Here is a 20,139-nt window from a genome sequence, read left to right as displayed (position 1 = left end):
GACATCGAGGTACCGGGACTCAGCATCGATGAGGGAGGGCGAGCCCCAGGCAGGTGTTAGCTGGTAGTTGGAGCCGAGAGGGGCGCCGCCGGAGAAGCCCTCCTGGCGTCGGTTGCCGAAGGTGGCGGTGGTGGCGGCGGTCTGGTAGGGGGCTGAGACGCCGAAGGAGGAGTTGTTGTTGCTGCGGCTCGAGGCGTAGAACGCGTAGCCGGCGTTGATACCGGAGTAGGGGCCCGTCCAGGTGACCACCGGCACGGGGGTGAACCCCGGCGGCGGGGCGGCGCGGCGCGGAAGGTCGGCGGCGAAGGCGGAGCCGGCGAGGGCGACACCCGCGAGGGCGGTGGTGGCGCGAAGCAGGGATTTCATGGTCTGGTCCTCTGGATAGTCCCGGATCGCCCGCGGAGCGGGCGGTGACGGGACGGGGGTCTGGTTGCGTTCCAGCGGTTCCAGGGATGCTTTGCGCTACGCGGTATCGCCGACCACTTTCGTGGCCCCTATTGGCAATCCGCCGTTATTCCCCGGCACCTTGACCCCACAACGCACTCCAATTGCCAAGGTTCGGTTACGGCCACGCTTTTTTGGCCCCCGGGCCTTCGACAAAATGTCGCATCCCCTTTCCGGGAGGCATCGGGCCCCTCAAGCCGTGAGCGCGATGGCGGAGATCAGACGGCCGTAATCGGCCTCGCCACGATGGGTGGCCCGGCGGTAGCTGTAGAAGCGCGCGGCATCGGCATAGGTGCAGAGGTTCAGCGCCGTCGCCCCGCCGATCTCGGCCTCGGCGAGGCGGGCCAGAATGAAGCCGGGCAGATCGAACTGGGCATGGTCCGGCCGCGTACCGGCCCCGAGGAACCGGTCCATCCCCGGGGCCTCCGCGCGGAAACGCGCGATGAAATCCGGTCCGACCTCGTAGGATTCCTGCGCGATCGTCGGCCCGAGCACCGCGACGATGCGATGCCGGCGGGCGCCCAGGGCCTCCATGGCGGCCACCGTGGCCCCGATGACCCCGGTGAGCGCCCCTTTCCATCCGGCATGGGCGGCGCCGACGACGCGGCTCTCGGCATCCGCGAACAGGATCGGCCCGCAATCGGCCGTCGCGATGCCGAGCGCCAGGCCGGGAACCCGCGTCACCATGGCGTCGGCCCGCGGACGCTCCGCCGCCGCGACGGGTGCCGAGACGGTGACGACCTCGGCCGAGTGGATCTGATAGAGGCTCACGAGCCGGTCCGCCGGCAGTCCGAGATGGGCACACATCTGGGCCCGGTTCTCGGCCACGCGTTCCGGCGCGTCGCCGGAGCCGAGACCCCCGTTCAGCGCGGCGTAGAGTCCCTCCGAGACGCCGCCGAGGCGGGTGAAGAACGCGTGGCGGATCCCCGCATGCGCGGACAGGTCCGGCGCCTCGATCGATGTGCCCGCACTCATGGTCGATCCCCTGCGCCGCGTCGGTGGCGCCCCGATACCGCAAGGGCAGCCCCTTGACGATGTCGTTCAGGCGTCAGATTCTTGCTGCATTGCAATATGGGGCCGGGTTCGGCCTCATCCGAGAAGGACCGCAATGTCACAAGGAATCGAGACCGAAGCCTTGAGAGATGCGCCGAAGCCGCCGGCCCAGGCGCCGCATCCGCCCAGCGCACCCGCGCATCCTGTGACGCGCGAGCCCGCCGCCCTCGATCCGGACGACCCGAACCCGCCTGCGCCGCCCACGCCGCGGCCCTCCAACCAGACGGATTCCGGATTCGGCTCGTTCGGCTGAACGGCGTCGGTCCCTGGAACCACGTCCCGACGCGTTACACGTCCGGAAATCCCGGGAGCGGCCCGAAGGACGGGCCGCTCACCGCCACGACCTTGAACAGGCTGCCCATCCCGCCGCGGCCCGGATCCGTCAGCCGCGCGACCGCCCCGTCGATCTCCGCGGCCTGGGTTCCGGTGGCCCGGGACTTCAGCCGGTCGGCCCGGGGGCGCAGGCCGAGGGCGAACAGGAAGTCGCCCTGGTCCACCGGCCCGTGGACCCGGGCGCCGGCGTCGGTCGCCGCGCGCGTCAGCGCGGCGAAGTCGACATGGTGCGTCAGGTCGGCCTCGCCCGGAGCGGCCAGCGGGTCCGCGAAGCCGTGTCCGGCGACCGCCTGAAGGGTGTCGCCGAATCCGGGGCGCGTGTGGCCGTAATCGATGGCCAGCAGCACGCCGCCCACCGTGCAGACGCGCCGCGCCAGCGTGCGGACGAGGGCGAGGCCGGCGGCCGGGACGCTCAGCAGCGCCCCCACTGGCCCCTCCGCGTCGAGCCCCGGGGTCGGTTCCGGGGCGAGGCCGAAGGCGAAACCGCCCCCCGGCCCGAGACCCACCTGACGCTCGTGCCACCCGGTCGGCCGGCGCTCGAACTGGCGGACCGGGAGGCAATCGAAGAACTCGTTGGCCAGGATGATCGCCGGGCCCGGGGGCAGGGTCTCGATCCCGGCATGCCACGCGGCCCCGGTTCCGAAGAGGGTGCGCGCCTGCGCGGCCCGCAGCACCGGGCTGGTCTCCACGAGGTGCGGCGCCACGCGCACCCCCGGGGCCGCGGCGCGCAGCGCCCGCAGGGCATCCGCCATCAGCGTGCCCCGGCCCGGCCCGAGCTCGACCAGGACCAGGGGATCCGGCCGCCCGATCAGACCGTGGGCATAGGCAGTCCAGGCGCCGATCAGCTCGCCGAACATCTGGCTGATCTCGGGCGCCGTGGTGAAATCGCCCCGTGCGCCCAGCGGATCGCGGGTGCGGTAATAGCCGTGGACCGGATGGCCGAGGCACAGGGCCATGTAGCGGTCGACGCCGATCGGCCCGTTCTGGCGGATCAGGGCGGCGATCTCGTCGCCCAGCGGTGTCACGCCTCCAGCGCCGCCTTGCGCGCCTCCTCGGTGACGGGACCCTCGACCGGATGGCGTGGGCGCGTCCGGCCGGTCGCGGCGAGCACGATGTAGGTGAGCCCGATGATCATCATTGGCACGCACAGCAGCATGCCCATGGTGACGCCGCCGCCCATGGGGCCGAGATGGTCGCCGAACAGGAAGCCGAGCTGGCGGTCCGGCTCCCGGAAGAACTCACAGACGGTTCGGGCCAGCGCATAGCCGAGCACGAAGATGCCGCCGAGGAGCCCTGGCTTGCGGAAGCCGAACCGGCGGACGCTGATCGCCATGACGATGAACAGCAGCAGGCCCTCGGTGGCGGCCTCGTAGAGCTGGCTCGGATGGCGCGGCAGGGGCCCGCCGCTCGGGAACACGATGGCGTAGGGGAAGTCCGGCGCGACGCGGCCCCAGAGTTCGCCGTTCACGAAATTGGCGATGCGCCCGAAGAACAGGCCGATCGGCACCACCACCGCGCCGATGTCGAGGAGCGTGTAGCCGTTGAGCGCCTTGGCCCGGGCGAAGAGCAGGAAGGCCAGGATCGCCCCGAGGAAGCCGCCGTGGAACGACATGCCGCCGTTGCGGATCGCCAGGATCTCCATCGGGTCGGCGAGGTACATCGGCAGGTTGTAGAACAGCACGTAGCCGATCCGGCCGCCCAGCACGACGCCCAACGCCACCCAGACGACGAGGTCGTCGATATCGACGACCTGCGGGCGCTTGACCACGCCCCAAAGGCTATCGGCCATGACGAGGCGGCGCGCGTAGTACCAGCCGCCGATCAGGCCGGCGATGTAGGCGAGCGCGTACCATTTGATCGTGATCGGCCCGATCGCGAGGGCCACCGGGTCGATGGCCGGAAAGGGCAGGGCGAGGAACGGCATCGGTCTCACCTCCGGGGCGGCCGGATTGGACGCCGGAGGGGCGGCGCGTCAAGTGCGCCCGATCGACCAGATCCGTCGGACGATGCCGTCGAAGGCCACGTCTGCGGAGATCAGCGGGACCATCGTAATGAATGGCCGTTGCCGCCAGGAGGCGGTCGGAGGGATCGCGATGACGCCATGGCGTCCCGCCGGCGGCGAGACAGATCGCGGGTTCCAGCGATGCGACTCGGCCACCCTGCTCGTCGAGCAGCGCGACCAGCCGTCCCACCTGGATGGCAGCCCGGGCCCCGGTCGACAGGCGTGGATCGGCCGTCAGGCTCCAGGCCCAGCTATGTGTATCGTGGAGGACGGCCTTCCCAGAGGGCAATCTCGTTGTCGGGCATCGGTTCGAGCCAGTCCGGCCCGTCTCCGAGGGCCTTCTGCGGGAGGATCCCAAGTCGAAACGGCGGCGTGGCGAGGGGGACGATCCGTGCGACCGGAACGTCCCCCCGCGCGAGCACGACCTCTTCACCGCACACGGCCGGCTGGATGAGGCGTGGCAGCTGGCCTTCCGCGGCTTTGATGCTGATCCGCATGGCGGCAATCGCTCCCGGGATCCGTGCAAGCAAAGCCTATCGGCTCGACAGCCGAAAGCAGACCGGCCGACCCGGTCGGCGGGCCTCGAAATCAGCTCAGGATGAGGAACCGAGAAACAGAAATCCGTGGCCATCCGGCCCCTTGCAGAAAGCGGCCGCACCATCTCGGGCCACGTTCGGGACTAGGCCGTAATCACCCAGGGACTTGAGCAGACCTTTCATAGGGTCGACCGCGAAGATGAAGCGCGTCGAAGCGCGATCGGCCGGGCCGCATGACGCTTCGGGCCTGCGTCGGGTAGCCGGCACCCGGTAATGCAGCAGCTCCACGTGCGGGGCCGGGTCCGGCGGCTCGAGCGCGATCACGTCGACCTGCGGATCGTCCAGCCCGTCGAGGCGCGCCTGTTCAGCGCCCTGGTTCAGGCCCCGCTGCGCCACCGTGAGACCGAGCGGTCCGGTGAGGAACGCGAGGGCCGCGTCGAGGTCGGTGACGGTGATCGCCGAGTGGTCGATGCCGAGGAACAGGCCCGGCGCATCCCGCCAGCGCTCCGCCGGCGGGCCGTCCGGAAAGACGATCAGCTCCAGCGGGTGCCCGTCCGGGTCGCGGAACTTGTAGGCGGTGACGCCCCCCGACGAGGCCGGCAGGGCCTGCGGGCCGCCGCGGCTGATCGGCGTGGGTCCCGCCTGGGAGAGCTGCGCCATCGCGGCATCCATGCTCCGCACCGGGATCGCGAGGTGCTGGAAGACTGGATCCGTGGCCGCCGGATCGGCCGGATAGGGGGCGCCCGGCGGATCCACCGCAAGGAAGGTCACGGCCTGGGCGCCGAGCCGCATGCGCAGTTGCGTGGCCCGACGGTCCGCGAGCCCCATCGCCTCCGCCTCGGCGGTCGGAACGGGCTCCGGTGGCGCGACCCGGGCGAAGCCCAGCCCGTCGCGATAGAAGGCCTCGGTTGCCGCGAGGTCCGCGACGGTGCGGCCGAAGCCGGCGATCGCCCGCACGCCGCTCACAGCAGCGGGGCTCCGCGGACATTGACGTAGATCGCGTAGAGCGTGTGCGACGCGCAGAGGAACAGGCGGCTGTTGTTGCGGCCGCCGAAGGCGAGGTTGGCCACGGTCGAGGGCACCAGGATCTTGCCGACCAATTCGCCCCCCGGGTCGATGCAATGCACCCCGTCGCCGGCGCTCGACCAGAGATTGCCGTGCTCATCGCAACGGATCCCGTCGGCATTGCCCGGCGCGATCGTGCAGAACACGTCGCCCCCCGACAGGGCGCCATCCTCGGCCACGTCGAAGACCCGGACATGCTGGCGCGGATCGGTGGCGAATTGCAGCCCCGTCTCGACGATGTAGAGCCGGCGCTCGTCGGGGGAGAAGCACAGGCCGTTCGGCCCCTGAAAATCGTCCGCCACCACCCGTAGCGAGCCGTCGCGCGGATCGAACCGGTAGACCGCGGCCGGCAATTCCGATTCCTGCCTGCCGCCCTCGTAATCGGTCTGGATGCCGTAGGGCGGGTCCGAGAACCAGATCGTCCCGTCGGACTTGCAGACGAGGTCGTTGGGGGAATTCAGCCGCCGGCCCCGGTAGCGTTCCACCAGGCCGGTGATGCGCCCGTCGAGCTCCGTCCGGTGAATCCGCCGGCCCCTGTGCGCGCAGGACAGCATCCGCCCCTCCCGGTCGCGGGCATGGCCGTTCTCGAAGTCGCTCGCCTCCCGGTAGACGCTGAGTCCGGCATGCTCCGCCCAGCGCATCACCCGGTTGTTCGGCAGGTCCGAGAACAACAGCTCGTCCCGGTCACCGAACCAGACCGGCCCCTCGGTCCAGCGGAAGCCCTCGGCGAGTTTTTCCAGCGGCGCATTCGGCAGCACATAGGCCTTGAAGCGCGGCTGAATCAGCACGAAGCTGTCCATCGCGCCGCCCCTACTTGAAGCGGCCGGGCTGGTTCACGGTCGGCTCGACCTGGAGGCCGGTGACGATCATCGTGCAGGGCTCGTCGCCGACCGTGCCGGAGAGATGGCCCTTCCGGCCGTCCCGCTCCTTCGTGTTCTGGTCCTCGCCCATCATCAGCTCGCCCGGACCCATCTCGACCCGGTGGCCATCCATGGTCTCCACAAACCAGCGGCCGGACAGGATCGCGATCCATTGCGGCCGCGGGTTCTCGTGCCACTCCCCGACCCAGCCGACCGGCAGGACCGTGAAGGTCACGACCGCGGAGGCCGGATCCATCTTGTCGTTCCACTGCGGGGCGGTCTCGGGGTTGATCCCCTCGAACGTGAACCGCTCAATGTGGAACAGCGCCTGGCGGCTCACCCCCTCCGCGTCGGTGTAGACGTGCCAGTAGGGCATCTTCGGAGGGGTCGGCTCGCTCATCGTCGCTCCTGCCGCGGCGGGACAATCGTCCTCGCACAACGGCCGGGTCCGGCGATGGTTCGCGCAGAGTGCGGATGCCGGTGAGGCCGGGACGGCGTCCCCTCCGCCACGCCGGCGGATGGGCAGGCGGTGCCGTCATTGCGATCGCAGCTATCCAGCGATGCCACGCTGCCCTGGGTCGCTTCGCTGCGCTCGCGACGACCGGGCGTCCCCGCCCGGTCGCGCCCTCACAATTGCTCGGGGATCCGGTCCGTCTGCGCGAGGTTCGAGAACCGGGTGATGTTGGCGTCGAACTGCAGCTCCACCATGCCGGTCGGGCCGTGGCGCTGCTTGCCGAGGATGACCTCCGCCTTGCCGTGGACCCGCTGCATCTCGGCTTCCCAGGCGAAGAACTCCTCGGTCCCCTCGCGGGGCTTCTTGTTGCCGACGTAGTATTCCTCGCGGAACACGAACATCACCACGTCGGCGTCCTGCTCGATCGAGCCCGATTCGCGCAGATCGGCCAGCTGCGGGCGCTTGTCGTCGCGGTTCTCGACCTGACGGGAGAGCTGCGAGAGGGCGATGATCGGCACGGCCAACTCCTTGGCAAGCGCCTTCATGCCGGTGGTGATCTCGGTCATCTCCTGCACGCGGTTGTCGCTGCGCTTGCCGGAGCCCGAGAGGAGCTGGAGATAGTCCACGATCAGCAGATCGAGGCCCTTCTGGCGCTTCAGGCGCCGGGCCCGGGCGGCCAGCTGCGCGATCGAGATGCCGCCGGTCTGGTCGATGTAGAACGGGATCGTCTGCATGTCCCGGGCGGCGTCGGTGATCTTGTAGAAATCCTCCGGGCGGATGTCGCCGCGGCGGATCTTGTAGGAGGGCACGCCCGACTGCTCGGCGATGATGCGGGTGGCGAGCTGCTCGGCCGACATTTCCAGCGAGAAGAATCCCACGATCCCGCCGTTCACCGTCTTGGTCACGCCGTCCGGCTGCTTCTCGCCGCGATAGGCTTTGGCGACGTTGAAGGCGATGTTGGTCACCAGCGATGTCTTACCCATGGCCGGGCGGCCCGCGAGGATGATCAGATCGGAGGATTGCAGCCCGCCCATCTTGGCATCGAGGTCGGTGAGCCCCGTGGCGATGCCCGAGAGCTTGCCGTCGCGCTGGTAGGCCTTGGCGGCCATGTCGACCGCGGCGGTGAGCGCGTCCGAGAATTTCTGGAAGCCGCCATCGTAGCGCCCGGCCTCGGCGAGTTCGTAGAGCCGCCGCTCGGTGTGCTCGATCTGGTCGCGGGGCGATTCCTCCACCGGCGCCTCGTAGGCGCCGTTCACCAGATCCTCGCCGATGGTGATCAGCCGGCGGCGGATGGCGAGGTCGTAGACCGTCCGGCCGTACTCGCCGGCGTTGATCACCGTGGTGGCGTCGGCGGCGAGGCGGGCGAGGTACTGCATCACTGTCTGGCCGCCGAAATCGGCGTCGCCCAGATAGGTCTTCAGGGTGATGGGCGTGGCGAGCTTGCCGGCCCGGATCAGGGAGGCCGCCACCGTGAAGATCTGCTGGTGGGCATCCTCCATGAAGTGCTCGGCCAGCAGGAAGTCCGAGACCCGGTAATAGGCGTCGTTGTTCACCAGGATCGCGCCGAGCAGGGCCTGCTCCGCGTCGATGTTGTGGGGGGCGACGCGGTACTCGGCCTGGACCGCTTCGAGCTTGGCCGTGAGCGCATTGGGCAGGGCCATCGGCGGACGACTCCGTATCAGGCGCCGCGGTGGGCGCGCCAGGATCACACCGCGCGACCTTGGCCTCGGTATGGTTACCGAAGCTTAGCCGACGCTCCGTTTCTCCGGGTGTTCCCCGAACGAACGGATGCCCGCCGACTCTCGCGAGGGGCGGGCATCCATGCTGGAACAAAACTGGAACGTGTCAAGTCTCGGGGCCGGTCGTCCCCGATGTTCACCGGTATACAGGGCGGTGCCGGTTCCGGTCGGAATCGCGCCGTGCCGCGTGTGCGTGGATCCCGGGATGCACGCCGCCGGCGCTGCCGGCGTCCGGGAGAGGGGGGCGTCCTGGACCGTCCCTTTTCCCGGACAGGTGCAGGCTCAGCGGAACCTGAACGCGAGGCGGCGCAGGCGCATGCCTCGGATCCCGCTCCCTCAAGTCCGACCAGCCTTACGGCCGGTCGGACCCACGGGACGAAGGGATCAGCCGCGGTCGTCGGCACCCTCGCCGGCATCGGCCAGAGCCATGCCGACTTCGAGGCCGAGGTCGTCGAGGTTGAACGCCTCGCGCTCGGTCACGGACTCGCCGCGGGCCTGACGCTCGGCCTCCTCGGGGCTACGGGCGACGTTGACGGTGACCTGGACTTCGACCTCGGGGTGCAGCACCACCGGGACCGTGTGGAGGCCCAGCGTCTTGATCGGCTGGTTGAGGATGAACTGGCCGCGGTCGACCGTGAAGCCGTCCTTGGCGACGACCTCGGCGAGGTCGCGGGTCGAGACCGAACCGTAGAGCACGCCGGTCTCGCCCGACTGGCGGATGAGCACGAAGCTCTGGCCGTTCAGCTTCTCGGCGACGGCCTCGGCGTCCTTCTTGCGGTCCAGGTTGCGGGCCTCGAGCTGGGCGCGCTGGGTCTCGAAGTGCTTCTTGTTGGCTTCCGTCGCGCGCAGGGCCTTGCCGCGGGCGAGCAGGAAGTTGCGGGCGAAGCCCGGGCGGACATTCACGGTCTCGCCCATCTGGCCGAGCTTAGCTACGCGCTCGAGCAGGATCACTTCCATGGTCTTTCTCCTTCAGGTGGTCGGCCCCTGGGGCCGGGGTTTCACGGCGCCGGATTGTCCTTCGGACGGGCTTCGGGACGACGGCGGTCGAGGGCTGTGTCGGCGAGGCCGAACAGGGTGAGGGCGACCAGGGCGATGCCCTGGGTCACGAACAGGATCAGGTACATGCCGAACAGCATCAGCGCGCGCCCGGGCCGGCCGCGTGAGCGGTCGTGGAAGGCGGCCAGCCCCTGGAGCGCGAAGGCCGCGCTGAGCCCGCCGACCAGGGCGACGCCGAACACGCCGACATAGCCCGGGACGAAGCACATCAGGAGCGCGGCCCCGAGGGTGGCGAGCGTCACCCGCGGCATGGCGGTGGCCGGGATGTCGGGCCACGGGCGGGGCAGGCGGCCGGAAATCTTCACGATCCGGGCCGAGGCCCAGAGATAGAAGGCCAGGAGCAGCGCCAGCCCGTTGGCCGCGAAGGCCGGTATCACCCGCGCCAGGGCGTCGGCCATCTCGGTCCGGGTCACCTCGGCCTGATCGGCGGCGGCTGGCGGTGCCGTATCCGGACCGGTGGCCTTCTCTGGACCGGCCTCGTCGGAGCCGGTCGGTGCCGCGCCGGCGCGGCCCTCGACCACCGTCCGCTCGCCGGGCATGCGGGCCTGCACCAGCGTGTGCGCGAGGCCGCGCAGCTGCGTGTCGAAGGCGGCGTGGTTCGGCGAGGACAGGACCGCGATGGCAATGAACGCGAGGGCGGCCGTGGCGGCGATCCAGCCGAGGAGGCGGCCGGTCGGGTACCATTCGAGGCCGGCAGGCGTCTCGCGCCCGAGCAGCGTCAGGTAGGCGAGCCACCAGGCGGGCAGGGCGATGTAGGCGGCGAAGGCGAGGCCCATGAAGGGCGCGATCACCAGGGCCAGCGCGAGGCTCCCGGCCGCCACCGCCGCGAGGGCGGCCCTGTGGCTCCAGCCGAGGCCGACGATCAGGATCGGCAGCGGAGCGACGAGGTAGAGCAGGATCGCCAGCGGGGTCGCCTTCAGCAGCACCCCGAACAGGAGTGCCGAGACGAGGCCCGCGCCGATACCGATGCCGATATGATGTGCCATGGGTTCCGCTGTCCCGCTGCCCATCCGGCAGGGTTAGAGGCGACGCAACGCCCCAACGATCGAGCGATGTCGGATCGCTCTGTGAAGACCGGCCCGGATAATTCCGGGCCGGCCGATCTCGAAAGCCTACTTGATCACGTAGGGCAGCAGGCCGAGGAAGCGGGCGCGCTTGATCGCCTGGGCGAGCTCACGCTGCTTCTTGGCCGAGACCGCGGTGATCCGCGACGGCACGATCTTGCCGCGCTCGGACACGTAGCGGGACAGGAGCTTGACGTCCTTGTAGTCGATCTTCGGCGCGTTCGCGCCGGAGAACGGGCAGGTCTTGCGACGACGGAAGAAGGGACGGCGTCCGCCACCCGCACCAGCACCAGCACCGAAAGCCATGGTTTAGCCCTCCCCGCCGAAGCTGCGCTCGCCGCGGTCACCGCGGTCGCCCCGATCGCCGCGGTCACCGAATCCGCCGCCGCCGCCGAAGCCCTCGTCGTCCCGACGACGGCCGCGCTCGCGATCCTTGCGGTCGTCACGGTCGCGCTTCTGCATCATGGCGGAGGGCTCGGAATCGAGGTCCTCGACCCGGACGGTCATGAAGCGCAGCACGTCCTCGGAGATCTGCATCTGGCGTTCCATCTCGGCGATGGCGGCCGGCGGGGCGTCGATGTTGAGGAGCGCGAAATGCGCCTTGCGGTTCTTCTTGATCCGGTAGGCGAGGGACTTCACGCCCCACATCTCGATCTTCTCGAGACGGCCACCGTTCTGCTCGATCACACCCTTGTAGGTGTCGATCATCGTCTCGACCTGCTGGGACGTCACGTCCTGGCGGGCCAAGAGCACATGCTCATAGAGAGGCATATCGGGCCTTTCAGCGTCAAAAGGAGCCCGGCCGCCCGGGGGCGGTTGGTTCGGGCCGGTTCATCTCGCGAAACGCTCGGCGCCAAGCCCTTCGAGCCGATTTTCAGGCCCGAGCGGTTGATCGAAGGCGGAGACACCGGACGACGGGTTGTTGAAGACCCTATGCCGCAAGCAGCACCGTCCGTTCAGCCCCCGGCCGGAGCGAACGCGAAGGGGGGCGCATAGTCGGTTTCTTTCCGCCTGACAAGCTCGAACCGGAGGTTCAGGGTGCGAAACGGCTCGCGCTTCCTCCCGTCGACACGGCCGCGCCCTGAGACCGCGGCCGCCTTGCCGGAGCGCGCGAACGCCAGCATATCGCAGCCGAGCCCGGCGCGAAGCGCGCCGTATCCTGTCCGCAGGCCCGTCGCATCGCGCCGACACGGGGACGAACGAGCCGATGACCTCCGACACGCAGCGCCTCGGCGTCAACATCGACCACGTCGCCACCGTCCGCAACGCCCGCGGCGGGGCCTATCCCGACCCGGTGCAGGCCGCGCTGCTCGCCGTGGAGGCGGGGGCCGACGGCATCACCGCTCACCTGCGCGAGGACCGGCGCCACATCCGCGACGCCGACATCGCGGCGCTCAAGCGCAGCCTCTCCGTCCCGCTGAACTTCGAGATGGCGGCCACCGACGAGATGGTGGCGATCGCCCTCGCCACCCGGCCCCACGCCGCCTGCCTGGTCCCGGAGAAGCGCGAGGAGCGCACCACCGAGGGGGGCCTCGACATCGTCAGCGGCCGCGAGTCCCTCGCGCCGCGCATCCGGTCGCTCGCGGGGGCGGGCATCCGGGTCTCGCTGTTCGTCGAGCCGGAGCCGGCGGTGATGGAGGCTGCCCGCGCCCTCGGCGCACCGGTCGTCGAGTTGCATACCGGCCGCTATTGCGAGGCCGCCCTGGAGGACGATGCGGCGCGGACCGCCCATGAACTGGCCCGCCTCCGGCACGCGGCCGAGCACGGGGCCGGTCTCGGCCTGGAGATCCATGCCGGCCACGGGCTCACCCGCGACAGCGTCGGGCCGGTGGCGGCCCTGCCGCAGATCCGCGAACTGAACATCGGCCATGCGCTGATCGCCGATGCGATCTTCGTAGGCCTCGCCCGGGCCGTTCAGGACATGCGGGCGGCCATGGACCGCGCCCGGCGCCCATGATCATCGGGATCGGGTCGGACCTCTGCGACATCCGCCGAATCGCCCGGACGCTGGAGCGCCACGGCGAACGGTTCACCCACCGGGTGTTCACCGATGGCGAGCGGGCCCGCTGCGACCGCCGGGCCGCCCGCGCGGAGGGCTATGCCCGGCGCTTCGCCGCCAAGGAGGCCTGCGCCAAGGCCCTGGGGACCGGCCTGAGCGGCGGCGTGTTCTGGCACGACATGGAGGTCGTGAACCTCCCCTCCGGCCAGCCGACCCTGCGGCTGACCGGGGGCGCGGCGGCGCGGCTCGCGGAACTGCTGCCCCCGGGCCACGCGGCACGCCTGCACGTCAGCCTGACGGACGACCCGCCCATGGCACAAGCCTTCGTGATCATCGAGGCGCTCCCGGCTGCAGCCGCCGGGTGAGGACACCAGTCAGGGATTAGCCGGCCCCCGTCGCGCGTTGCGGGGGGACCGCGCTTGGTCTAGACCCGCCGCTCACGGCGGACACGATTGCGGCGCATTCCTCAGGACAACCGCGGTCCGGGCCGCTCCGCCGGCGGCAGGCCCAGCAATCTCAACCGAAGACGGAACGCGCGCGTGGATTACGACGGCAAACCGCTCAGGAAACCCGCCGAGGCCGGCACCTGGGCCAGCATCCGCGAGACCCTGAAGGTCGGCATCCAGGCGCTGCTCATCGCCCTGGTGGTGCGGACGCTCCTGTTCCAGCCGTTCAACATCCCCTCGGGCTCCCTGGTGCCGACACTGCTGATCGGCGACTACCTGTTCGTGTCGAAATATTCCTATGGGTATTCGAAATACTCGCTGCCGCTGTCGGAATACATCCCGATCCAGGCCGACGGCCGGGTCTGGGCCGCCGAGCCGAAGCGCGGCGACATCGCGGTGTTCAAGCTGCCCAAGGACAACGCCACCGACTACATCAAGCGCGTGATCGGCCTGCCCGGCGACAAGATCCAGATGATCGACGGCGTGCTCAACATCAACGGCAAGGCGGTCAAGCGCGAGCGGATCGCCGACTACGAGACGACCGATCCCTACGGCCAGGCCACCAAGGTGCCGCAGTACATGGAGACGCTGCCCAACGGCGTGGTCCACCCGGTGATCGAGCGCGACGGGGACAACGGCTTCTGGGACAAGACCGAGCCCTACACGGTCCCGGCCGGACACTTCTTCATGATGGGCGACAACCGCGACAATTCCACCGATTCGCGCGATCTCGCCAATGTCGGCTACGTGCCCTTCGCCAATTTCGTCGGGCGCGCCGAGATGATCTTCTTCTCGATCGACGAGGGTACGCCGGCGTGGCAGGTCTGGAACTGGCCGGCCCATGTCCGCTGGGCGCGCCTGTTCTCGACGATCCATTGATCGGTCCCGACTTGGACGAGGCGGCCCAGCCCCGAATCGTCACCGCCCGGGCCCGGCGGGCCCATAAGCCGCGCCCGCCGCTGGCCGTGCTCGAGGAGCGGATCGGCCATCGCTTCGCCGACCAGACCCTGCTCACCCGCGCCCTGACCCATACCAGCAAGGCCTCCGGCCGGGGCGGCAGCTACCAGCGCCTGGAATTCCTCGGGGACCGTGTGCTCGGCCTCGCGGTGGCGGACCGGCTCTACGGCGCCTTCCCGGAGGCCGACGAGGGCGATCTCTCCCGCCGCCTCGCCGCGCTGGTCCGCCGCGAGACCTGCGCGGTCGTGGCCGCGGCCTGGGATGTCGGGCCGCACCTGATCCTCGGCCAGGGCGAGGTGATGGGCGGCGGCCGGCGCAACCAGACGATCCTCGCCGATGTCTGCGAAGCGATCCTCGGCGCCATCTATCTCGATGCCGGGTTCGACATCGCCCGGGCTGTGGTCGAGGCGCATTTCCGACCCGGCGAGCCGACGGCGGCGGCGCGGGGCCGCGACGCCAAATCGGCGTTGCAGGAATGGGCGATGGGCCGCGGCCTGCCGATCCCCACCTACGCGGTGGTCGAGCGGACCGGTCCCGATCACGCGCCGCGCTTCCGCATCGCCGTCGAGGTCGACGGTCTGGCACCGGGCCTGGGCGAGGGCACGTCGAAGCGGATCGCCGAGCAGGCGGCCGCCCAGGCGCTGATGGAGCGGGAGGGGATCGGCGCCCTGCCGGCGGCGGAGCCGACGGAGACAGCATGACCGAGCACGATCAGGACGACCCCGCGGACACCCCGGAGCCCGGGCATGGCCCCGGCCCGTCCACCCTCCCGGGAACGCCGGCTGACGCCCGGGCGGGCTTTGTCGCGCTGATCGGCGTGCCGAATGCCGGCAAGTCGACCCTCCTGAACAGTCTCGTGGGCACGAAGGTGTCCATCGTCTCGCGCAAGGTTCAGACCACCCGGGCCCTGGTGCGCGGCATCCTCATCGAGGGCGCCTCCCAGGTCGTGCTGGTCGACACGCCCGGCATCTTCGCGCCGAAGCGCCGCCTCGACCGGGCGATGGTCCACTCGGCCTGGAGCGGCGCCGCGGATGCGGACGCGGTCTGCCTGCTGGTCGATGCCCGCAAGGGCGTCGAGGCGGAGGTCGAGGCCGTGCTCGGCCGCCTGTCCGAGGTGAAGCGCGACAAGCTGCTGATCCTCAACAAGATCGACCTGATCCCGCGCGAGCGGCTGCTCGATCTGGCGGCCCGGCTCAACGCCGCGGCGCCCTTCGCCGAGACCTTCATGATCTCCGCGCTCAAGGGCGACGGCGTGGCGGACCTGCGCCGGGCGCTCGCCGCCCGGATGCCCCCCGGACCCTGGCTTTATCCGGAGGATCAGGTCTCGGACGCGCCGCTGCGCATGCTGGCGGCCGAGATCACCCGGGAAAAGATCTACGACCGGCTGCACGAAGAACTGCCCTATCGCTCCACGGTGGAGACCGACCAGTGGCAGATCCGGCCGGACGGGTCCGTGCGGATCGAGCAGACGATCTTCGTCGAGCGGGAGAGCCAGCGCTCGATCGTGCTGGGCAAGGGCGGCCAGACCATCAAGGCGATCGGGCAGGCGGCCCGGATCGGGATCGCCGAGGCGGCCGACGCCAAGGTCCACCTGTTCCTGCACGTGAAGGTGCGGGAGAACTGGGCCGACGATCCGGCGCGCTACCGCGAGATGGGCCTGGAATTCCCCCGGGGCTGACCGGCCGATCCGGCAGGGAGAGATCCGGCAGGCTGGGCTTCCGGGGCCAATCCGGTATAAGGGGCGCCGTTCCCCCCGGATGATCCGAGTCGGGCGCGGGTCCCTCCCGCACCGCCGCGGATCCGCGTTCCGGAGCCGGCTCTCTAACTTTCGAATCATTCATGCGACATGCCGTATACGGCCTGCCGCCGGTGGATCTCGCCGAGGTCCCCGGCGATGCCGTTCAGGTTTCCCCTCTGATTCCCGGCGCCTCCCGGTTGGAGGATCTGACCGAGAACAGCCTCGACACCGCCACGATCCTCGCTCCGCCCGGAACGGTGGAGCGGCGCTACGTGCTGGCGCAGGTGCTGCGGGCGCTGGGACCCGGCGGCCGGATGATCGCCCTGGCGCCGAAGGACAAGGGCGGCACCCGCTTGGCCAAGGAACTCGGCACCTTCGGCTGCGCGGCCGCCGATCAGCCGCGGCGCCATCATCGGATCTGCGTGGCCGATCGGCCGCCGGAGCCGGCCGGGATCGCCGAGGCGATCGACGCGGGCGCCCCCCGCCACGTCGACAACCTCGCCCTGTGCACGCAGCCCGGCATCTTCTCCTGGGACCGGCTCGATCCCGGCACGGCGCTGCTCCTGAGCACCCTGCCGGCGTTGAAGGGGCGCGGGGCCGATTTCGGCTGCGGCCTCGGGATCCTGGCCCGGGCGGTCCTGTCCTCGGAGGCGGTGACCGCGATGACCCTCGTGGAGATCGACCGCCGCGCCGTCGAGATGGCCCGCCGCAACGTCGCCGATCCGCGGGCGACGATCCTCTGGGCCGATATCCGGACACCCGGTCTGGAACTCGGCGACCTGAACTTCGTCGTCACCAACCCGCCCTTCCACGAGGGCGGCGCCGAGGATCAGGCCCTCGGTCGGGCCTTCATCGCCCGGGCCGTCGAGGCCCTGAGGCCCGGCGGTACGCTGTGGCTCGTGGCCAACGCGCACCTGCCTTACGAGGCGCCCCTGCGCGCGGCCTTCCGCACCGTCGCCGTGGCCACGCAGGCGAACGGGTACCGGGTCTACGAGGCGCGCCGGTGAGCGCGAAGGCCGTCCGCCTGGACAAGCTGCTCGCCAATCTCGGCTACGGCTCCCGGCGGGAGATCCAGGGGCTGGCCCGCGCCGGCGCGATCCGACTCGACGGCGCCGCGCTGGCGGATGCCGGCGACCGGATTGCCCTCGACCCGGATCTCCCGGACCGCCTCACGGTCGACGGCGCGGGCCTCGACCCGCTGCCCGGCCTGTGCCTGATGCTGCACAAGCCCCTCGGCGTCACCTGCTCGCACAAGGAAGCCGGCCCGCTGGTCTACGGGCTGCTGCCCGAGCGCTGGCGCCGCCGCGACCCGCCGCTCTCCACGGTCGGCCGTCTCGACAAGGACACCTCGGGCCTGCTGCTGCTCACCGACGACGGCGCCCTGCTGCACCGGATCATCAGCCCGAAGGCCCATGTGGCGAAGCGCTACCGGGTCACCCTCGACCGGCCGCTGGCGGGGACCGAGGCGGCGCTCTTCGCCTCGGGGAGCCTGATGCTGGAGGGCGAGGAGCGGTCGCTGCTGCCGGTGCGGCTCGACGTCGAGGACGCCACGCATTGCGCGGTGACGCTGACGGAGGGCCGCTACCATCAGGTCCGCCGGATGTTCGCCGCCGTCGGCAACCACGTCACGGCGCTCCACCGGGACCGGGTCGGCGGCCTCGACCTGCCGGATGATCTGGCGGCGGGGGCTTATCGGGTGATGACAGCCAGCGATGTTGCGGCGCTGTTCGCGGGCGAATGAGGAGCGCCGCCGACGATCTGCGGCTTCAAGGGAGCGATCGGGCGAGGGCGACCACGGCGCCGATGACCGCGAGCGTCTGAAAGCCGATCAATCCGGCGACCGGGCGGACGATCCCGGCCCGGGTCTCGGCCAGTTCGGCACGCAGATCGGCCTTCGTGACCAGATCGCCCTTGAGCGCTTCGGCCATGGCATCGGCCATCCCTCGGCCTGCCCGGGGGAGAGCTTGGCCTTGTCCCGGAGCGTCCGGGCGCATTTCAGCGTGTCGAAGGCCACGGCAACCCTATCGTGTCTGATCGAGCTTGGAGGCGCCGGGTTGCAAGCTCCCGGCGGTGCCATCCCGTTCCGCGTCACCCGAATCCTTGCGTCCGGCCCCCGGCTCTGCTATGCGCCCGCCCATCCCACACGCGGAGCCGGCCTCATGCCTGAATGAGGCGTTTCCGGTGGTCGCCCGACAGCGTCGGGCGGCTGCATCCCTCCGCGGCGGATCCAACCGGAGAGTACACACAGCATGGCCGTCGATTTCTCTATGCGTCAGCTCCTCGAAGCGGGCGCCCATTTCGGTCACCAGTCGCACCGCTGGAACCCGAAGATGCAGCCGTACATCTTCGGTACGCGCAACAATATCCACATCATCGATCTGGCCCAGACCGTGCCGGCGCTGCACACGGCGCTGCAGGCGGTGAGCGACACCGTTGCCAAGGGCGGCCGCGTGCTGTTCGTCGGCACCAAGCGCCAGGCGGCCGACACGATCGCCGAGGCGGCCAAGCGCTCGGCCCAGTACTACGTCAATTCCCGCTGGCTGGGCGGCATGCTCACCAACTGGAAGACGATCTCGGGCTCGATTTCGCGCCTGCGCAAGGTTTCCGAGACGCTGGAGACCGGCGGACCGGGCCTGACCAAGAAGGAGCGCCTGATGCTCTCCCGCGAGAAGGAGAAGCTCGAGAAGGCGCTCGGCGGCATCAAGGACATGGGCGGCGTCCCCGATCTGCTGTTCGTGATCGACACCAACAAGGAGCAGCTGGCGATCAAGGAGGCGAACCGCCTTGGGATCCCGGTGGCCGCCATCGTCGACACCAACTGCAACCCGGACGGCATCACCCACATCGTGCCGGCCAACGACGATGCCGGCCGCGCCATCGCGCTCTATTGCGACCTGATCGCCAAGGCGGCCATCGACGGCATCTCCCGCGCCCAGGGCTCGTCCGGCATGGATCTCGGCGCCTCCGAGGAGCCGATGGCCGAGGCGCTGCCGGCCAATGACGACGGGGCCGTCACGGTCGAGTCCGACGCCCTCGACCCGGCCGACGTGGCGATGCTCGCCGAGACGACCGAGCATTTCGAACTGCTCGCCGCCCCGCGCGGCGCCCCGGACGACCTGACCAAGCTCAACGGCGCCGGCCCGCAGATCGTGCAGAAGCTCAACGATGCCGGCATCTACCATTACTGGCAGATCGCCGCGATGACGCCCGAGGATGTCACCAAGGTCGATCACGACCTGAAGCTCAACGGCCGCATCGATCGCGACTCGTGGGTTTCGCAGGCCCGGGGCTTCGTCGAGGCCGCCGCGGCGGTCTGATCCAGCGGGTACGTCGTGGCGGCACCGTCATCGGGCCGTCGCGGATTCGGCATACCGGGCCCGGCCGCTCACCCGCGCGCCGGGCCTCTCTCATCCAGATCTACGAAAGGGACCGCCATGGCCAACATCACCGCCGCGATGGTGAAGGAGCTCCGGGAGAAGACCGGCGCCGGCATGATGGACTGCAAGGGTGCGCTCAACGAGACGCAGGGCGACATCGAGGCCGCCATCGACTGGCTGCGCAAGAAGGGCCTCGCCAAGGCCGCCAAGAAGGCCGGCCGCGTCGCCGCCGAGGGCCTTGTGGCCGTCGAGTCCGCCGGCCATCACGCCGCGGTGGTCGAGGTGAATTCCGAGACCGACTTCGTCGCCCGCAACGACGCCTTCCAGGCCTTCGTCCGCGAGGCCGCCAAGATCGCCCTGAACACCGACGGCACGCTGGACGGTCTCCAGGCCGCCCATTTCCCGGGCGCCAGCGAGACGGTCTCGGAGAAGCTGCAGGCCCTGATCGCCACCATCGGCGAGAACATGAACCTGCGCCGGGTCGCCAAGCTCGAGGTGAAGAAGGGCGTGATCGCCTCCTACGTGCACAACCAGATCTCCGAGGGGCTCGGCAAGATCGGCGTGCTCGTGGCCCTTGAATCCGAGGGTGACGTCGACGCCCTCTCGGCGCTCGGCCGCCAGATCGCAATGCACGTCGCCGCGACCAACCCGGTGGCCCTCGACGCCTCGGGCGTCGATACCGCCACGGTGGAGCGCGAATCGAACATCCTGCGCGAGAAGAACGCCGGCAAGCCGGACCACGTGCTCGCCAAGATCATCGAGAGCGGCCTGAAGAGCTACTACAAGGAGGTCACCCTCCTGGAGCAGCCCTTCGTGCATGACGGCTCGAAGACGGTGAGCCAGGTGCTCAAGGACGCCGCCGGCAAGGTCGGCGGCCCGGTCGCGCTGACGGGTTTCGTCCGCTACGCGTTGGGCGAGGGCATCGAGAAGGAAGACGGTCCGGACTTCGCCACCGAGGTCGCCCAGCAGGCCGGCCGCGCCTGATTTTTCCGGACCGCTCGCCCGGTCCGAGGATC

The 20,139-nt window shown here is 70.1% G+C and carries 22 protein-coding genes and 1 pseudogene; 9 read left to right on the top strand and 14 right to left on the bottom strand.

Annotated elements, in window-relative coordinates; translation table 11 throughout:
• From MKK69_RS15765 to rpsF, 13 genes and pseudogenes are all read right to left on the bottom strand, one after another.
• Positions 1-366: pseudogene (locus tag MKK69_RS15765) on the bottom strand (porin family protein); the annotation flags it as partial.
• 270 nt (positions 367-636) lie between these two features.
• On the bottom strand, positions 637-1,419 hold the full coding sequence (pgeF, locus tag MKK69_RS15760) for a peptidoglycan editing factor PgeF (protein ID WP_243969245.1): 783 nt from the start codon (positions 1,417-1,419) through the stop codon (positions 637-639).
• Between the two features lie 365 nt (positions 1,420-1,784).
• Positions 1,785-2,855, bottom strand: a complete 1,071-nt coding sequence (locus MKK69_RS15755; protein WP_243969243.1) for a class I SAM-dependent methyltransferase — start codon at positions 2,853-2,855, stop codon at positions 1,785-1,787.
• A complete protein-coding gene (gene lgt / locus MKK69_RS15750) occupies positions 2,852-3,754 on the bottom strand; it encodes a prolipoprotein diacylglyceryl transferase (RefSeq protein ID WP_243969241.1) in 903 nt (300 codons plus the stop codon). Before lgt ends, MKK69_RS15755 begins: the two co-directional genes overlap by 4 nt.
• A 329-nt stretch (positions 3,755-4,083) precedes the next feature.
• Positions 4,084-4,329 (bottom strand): type II toxin-antitoxin system Phd/YefM family antitoxin, encoded by a 246-nt coding sequence (locus tag MKK69_RS15745; protein ID WP_243969239.1) that lies wholly within the window; start codon positions 4,327-4,329, stop codon positions 4,084-4,086.
• 96 nt (positions 4,330-4,425) lie between these two features.
• A complete protein-coding gene (locus tag MKK69_RS15740; protein WP_243969237.1) occupies positions 4,426-5,334 on the bottom strand; it encodes a VOC family protein in 909 nt (302 codons plus the stop codon).
• A complete protein-coding gene (locus MKK69_RS15735) occupies positions 5,331-6,233 on the bottom strand; it encodes an SMP-30/gluconolactonase/LRE family protein (protein ID WP_243969235.1) in 903 nt (300 codons plus the stop codon). The genes MKK69_RS15740 and MKK69_RS15735 overlap by 4 nt, the downstream gene beginning before the upstream one ends.
• Positions 6,234-6,243: 10 nt before the next feature.
• Positions 6,244-6,693, bottom strand: a complete 450-nt coding sequence (locus MKK69_RS15730) for a cupin domain-containing protein (protein WP_243969234.1) — start codon at positions 6,691-6,693, stop codon at positions 6,244-6,246.
• A gap of 227 nt (positions 6,694-6,920) precedes the next feature.
• Entirely contained in the window at positions 6,921-8,408 is a 1,488-nt protein-coding gene (locus MKK69_RS15725; protein ID WP_243969232.1) for a replicative DNA helicase, read from the bottom strand.
• A gap of 462 nt (positions 8,409-8,870) precedes the next feature.
• On the bottom strand, positions 8,871-9,443 hold the full coding sequence (rplI, locus tag MKK69_RS15720) for a 50S ribosomal protein L9 (protein ID WP_243969230.1): 573 nt from the start codon (positions 9,441-9,443) through the stop codon (positions 8,871-8,873).
• Between the two features lie 41 nt (positions 9,444-9,484).
• A complete protein-coding gene (locus MKK69_RS15715) occupies positions 9,485-10,528 on the bottom strand; it encodes a DUF2232 domain-containing protein (protein WP_243969228.1) in 1,044 nt (347 codons plus the stop codon).
• A gap of 126 nt (positions 10,529-10,654) precedes the next feature.
• Complete coding sequence (gene rpsR, locus MKK69_RS15710; RefSeq protein WP_091712669.1) at positions 10,655-10,912, bottom strand: 30S ribosomal protein S18; 258 nt, start codon at positions 10,910-10,912, stop codon at positions 10,655-10,657.
• Between the two features lie 3 nt (positions 10,913-10,915).
• Positions 10,916-11,377 (bottom strand): 30S ribosomal protein S6, encoded by a 462-nt coding sequence (rpsF, locus tag MKK69_RS15705; RefSeq protein ID WP_243969226.1) that lies wholly within the window; start codon positions 11,375-11,377, stop codon positions 10,916-10,918.
• Positions 11,378-11,813: 436 nt separating this feature from the next.
• On the opposite strand from rpsF, the gene MKK69_RS15700 reads away from it, so the two are divergent.
• From MKK69_RS15700 to MKK69_RS15670, 7 genes are all read left to right on the top strand, one after another.
• Positions 11,814-12,563: a pyridoxine 5'-phosphate synthase gene (locus MKK69_RS15700; RefSeq protein WP_243969224.1), complete on the top strand. Its 750-nt coding sequence runs from the start codon at positions 11,814-11,816 to the stop codon at positions 12,561-12,563.
• Positions 12,560-12,970, top strand: coding sequence for a holo-ACP synthase (gene acpS / locus MKK69_RS15695; RefSeq protein ID WP_243969222.1), 411 nt, complete (start codon positions 12,560-12,562; stop codon positions 12,968-12,970). The genes MKK69_RS15700 and acpS overlap by 4 nt, the downstream gene beginning before the upstream one ends.
• Positions 12,971-13,144: 174 nt before the next feature.
• Positions 13,145-13,930 carry a signal peptidase I gene (gene lepB, locus MKK69_RS15690; RefSeq protein ID WP_243969220.1) on the top strand — a complete coding sequence of 262 codons (786 nt, stop codon included), beginning with the start codon at positions 13,145-13,147 and terminating at the stop codon, positions 13,928-13,930.
• Complete coding sequence (rnc, locus tag MKK69_RS15685) at positions 13,927-14,709, top strand: ribonuclease III (RefSeq protein WP_243969218.1); 783 nt, start codon at positions 13,927-13,929, stop codon at positions 14,707-14,709. Before lepB ends, rnc begins: the two co-directional genes overlap by 4 nt.
• Positions 14,706-15,686 carry a GTPase Era gene (gene era, locus MKK69_RS15680; protein ID WP_243969216.1) on the top strand — a complete coding sequence of 327 codons (981 nt, stop codon included), beginning with the start codon at positions 14,706-14,708 and terminating at the stop codon, positions 15,684-15,686. The genes rnc and era overlap by 4 nt, the downstream gene beginning before the upstream one ends.
• Positions 15,687-15,847: 161 nt before the next feature.
• Positions 15,848-16,753, top strand: a complete 906-nt coding sequence (locus tag MKK69_RS15675; protein ID WP_243969213.1) for a class I SAM-dependent methyltransferase — start codon at positions 15,848-15,850, stop codon at positions 16,751-16,753.
• Entirely contained in the window at positions 16,750-17,487 is a 738-nt protein-coding gene (locus MKK69_RS15670) for a pseudouridine synthase (RefSeq protein ID WP_243969211.1), read from the top strand. Before MKK69_RS15675 ends, MKK69_RS15670 begins: the two co-directional genes overlap by 4 nt.
• 25 nt (positions 17,488-17,512) lie before the next feature.
• Here MKK69_RS15670 and MKK69_RS31210 read toward each other — a convergent pair whose 3' ends face one another.
• A complete protein-coding gene (locus tag MKK69_RS31210; protein ID WP_313900862.1) occupies positions 17,513-17,674 on the bottom strand; it encodes a hypothetical protein in 162 nt (53 codons plus the stop codon).
• A 321-nt stretch (positions 17,675-17,995) separates the two neighbouring features.
• Here MKK69_RS31210 and MKK69_RS15660 point away from each other — a divergent pair, with 321 nt between their 5' ends.
• Together MKK69_RS15660 and tsf are read left to right on the top strand one after the other, a co-directional pair.
• Positions 17,996-19,063, top strand: a complete 1,068-nt coding sequence (locus MKK69_RS15660) for a 30S ribosomal protein S2 (RefSeq protein ID WP_243969209.1) — start codon at positions 17,996-17,998, stop codon at positions 19,061-19,063.
• A gap of 117 nt (positions 19,064-19,180) precedes the next feature.
• A complete protein-coding gene (gene tsf, locus MKK69_RS15655; protein ID WP_243969207.1) occupies positions 19,181-20,107 on the top strand; it encodes a translation elongation factor Ts in 927 nt (308 codons plus the stop codon).
• Positions 20,108-20,139 lie beyond the last annotated feature (32 nt).

The sequence above is a fragment of the Methylobacterium sp. J-026 genome, from assembly GCF_022829585.1.
Classification (GTDB): Bacteria; Pseudomonadota; Alphaproteobacteria; order Rhizobiales; family Beijerinckiaceae; genus Methylobacterium.
Note: the sequence above shows the minus strand (reverse complement) of the source record. Positions and strands in the feature narration are given on the sequence as shown.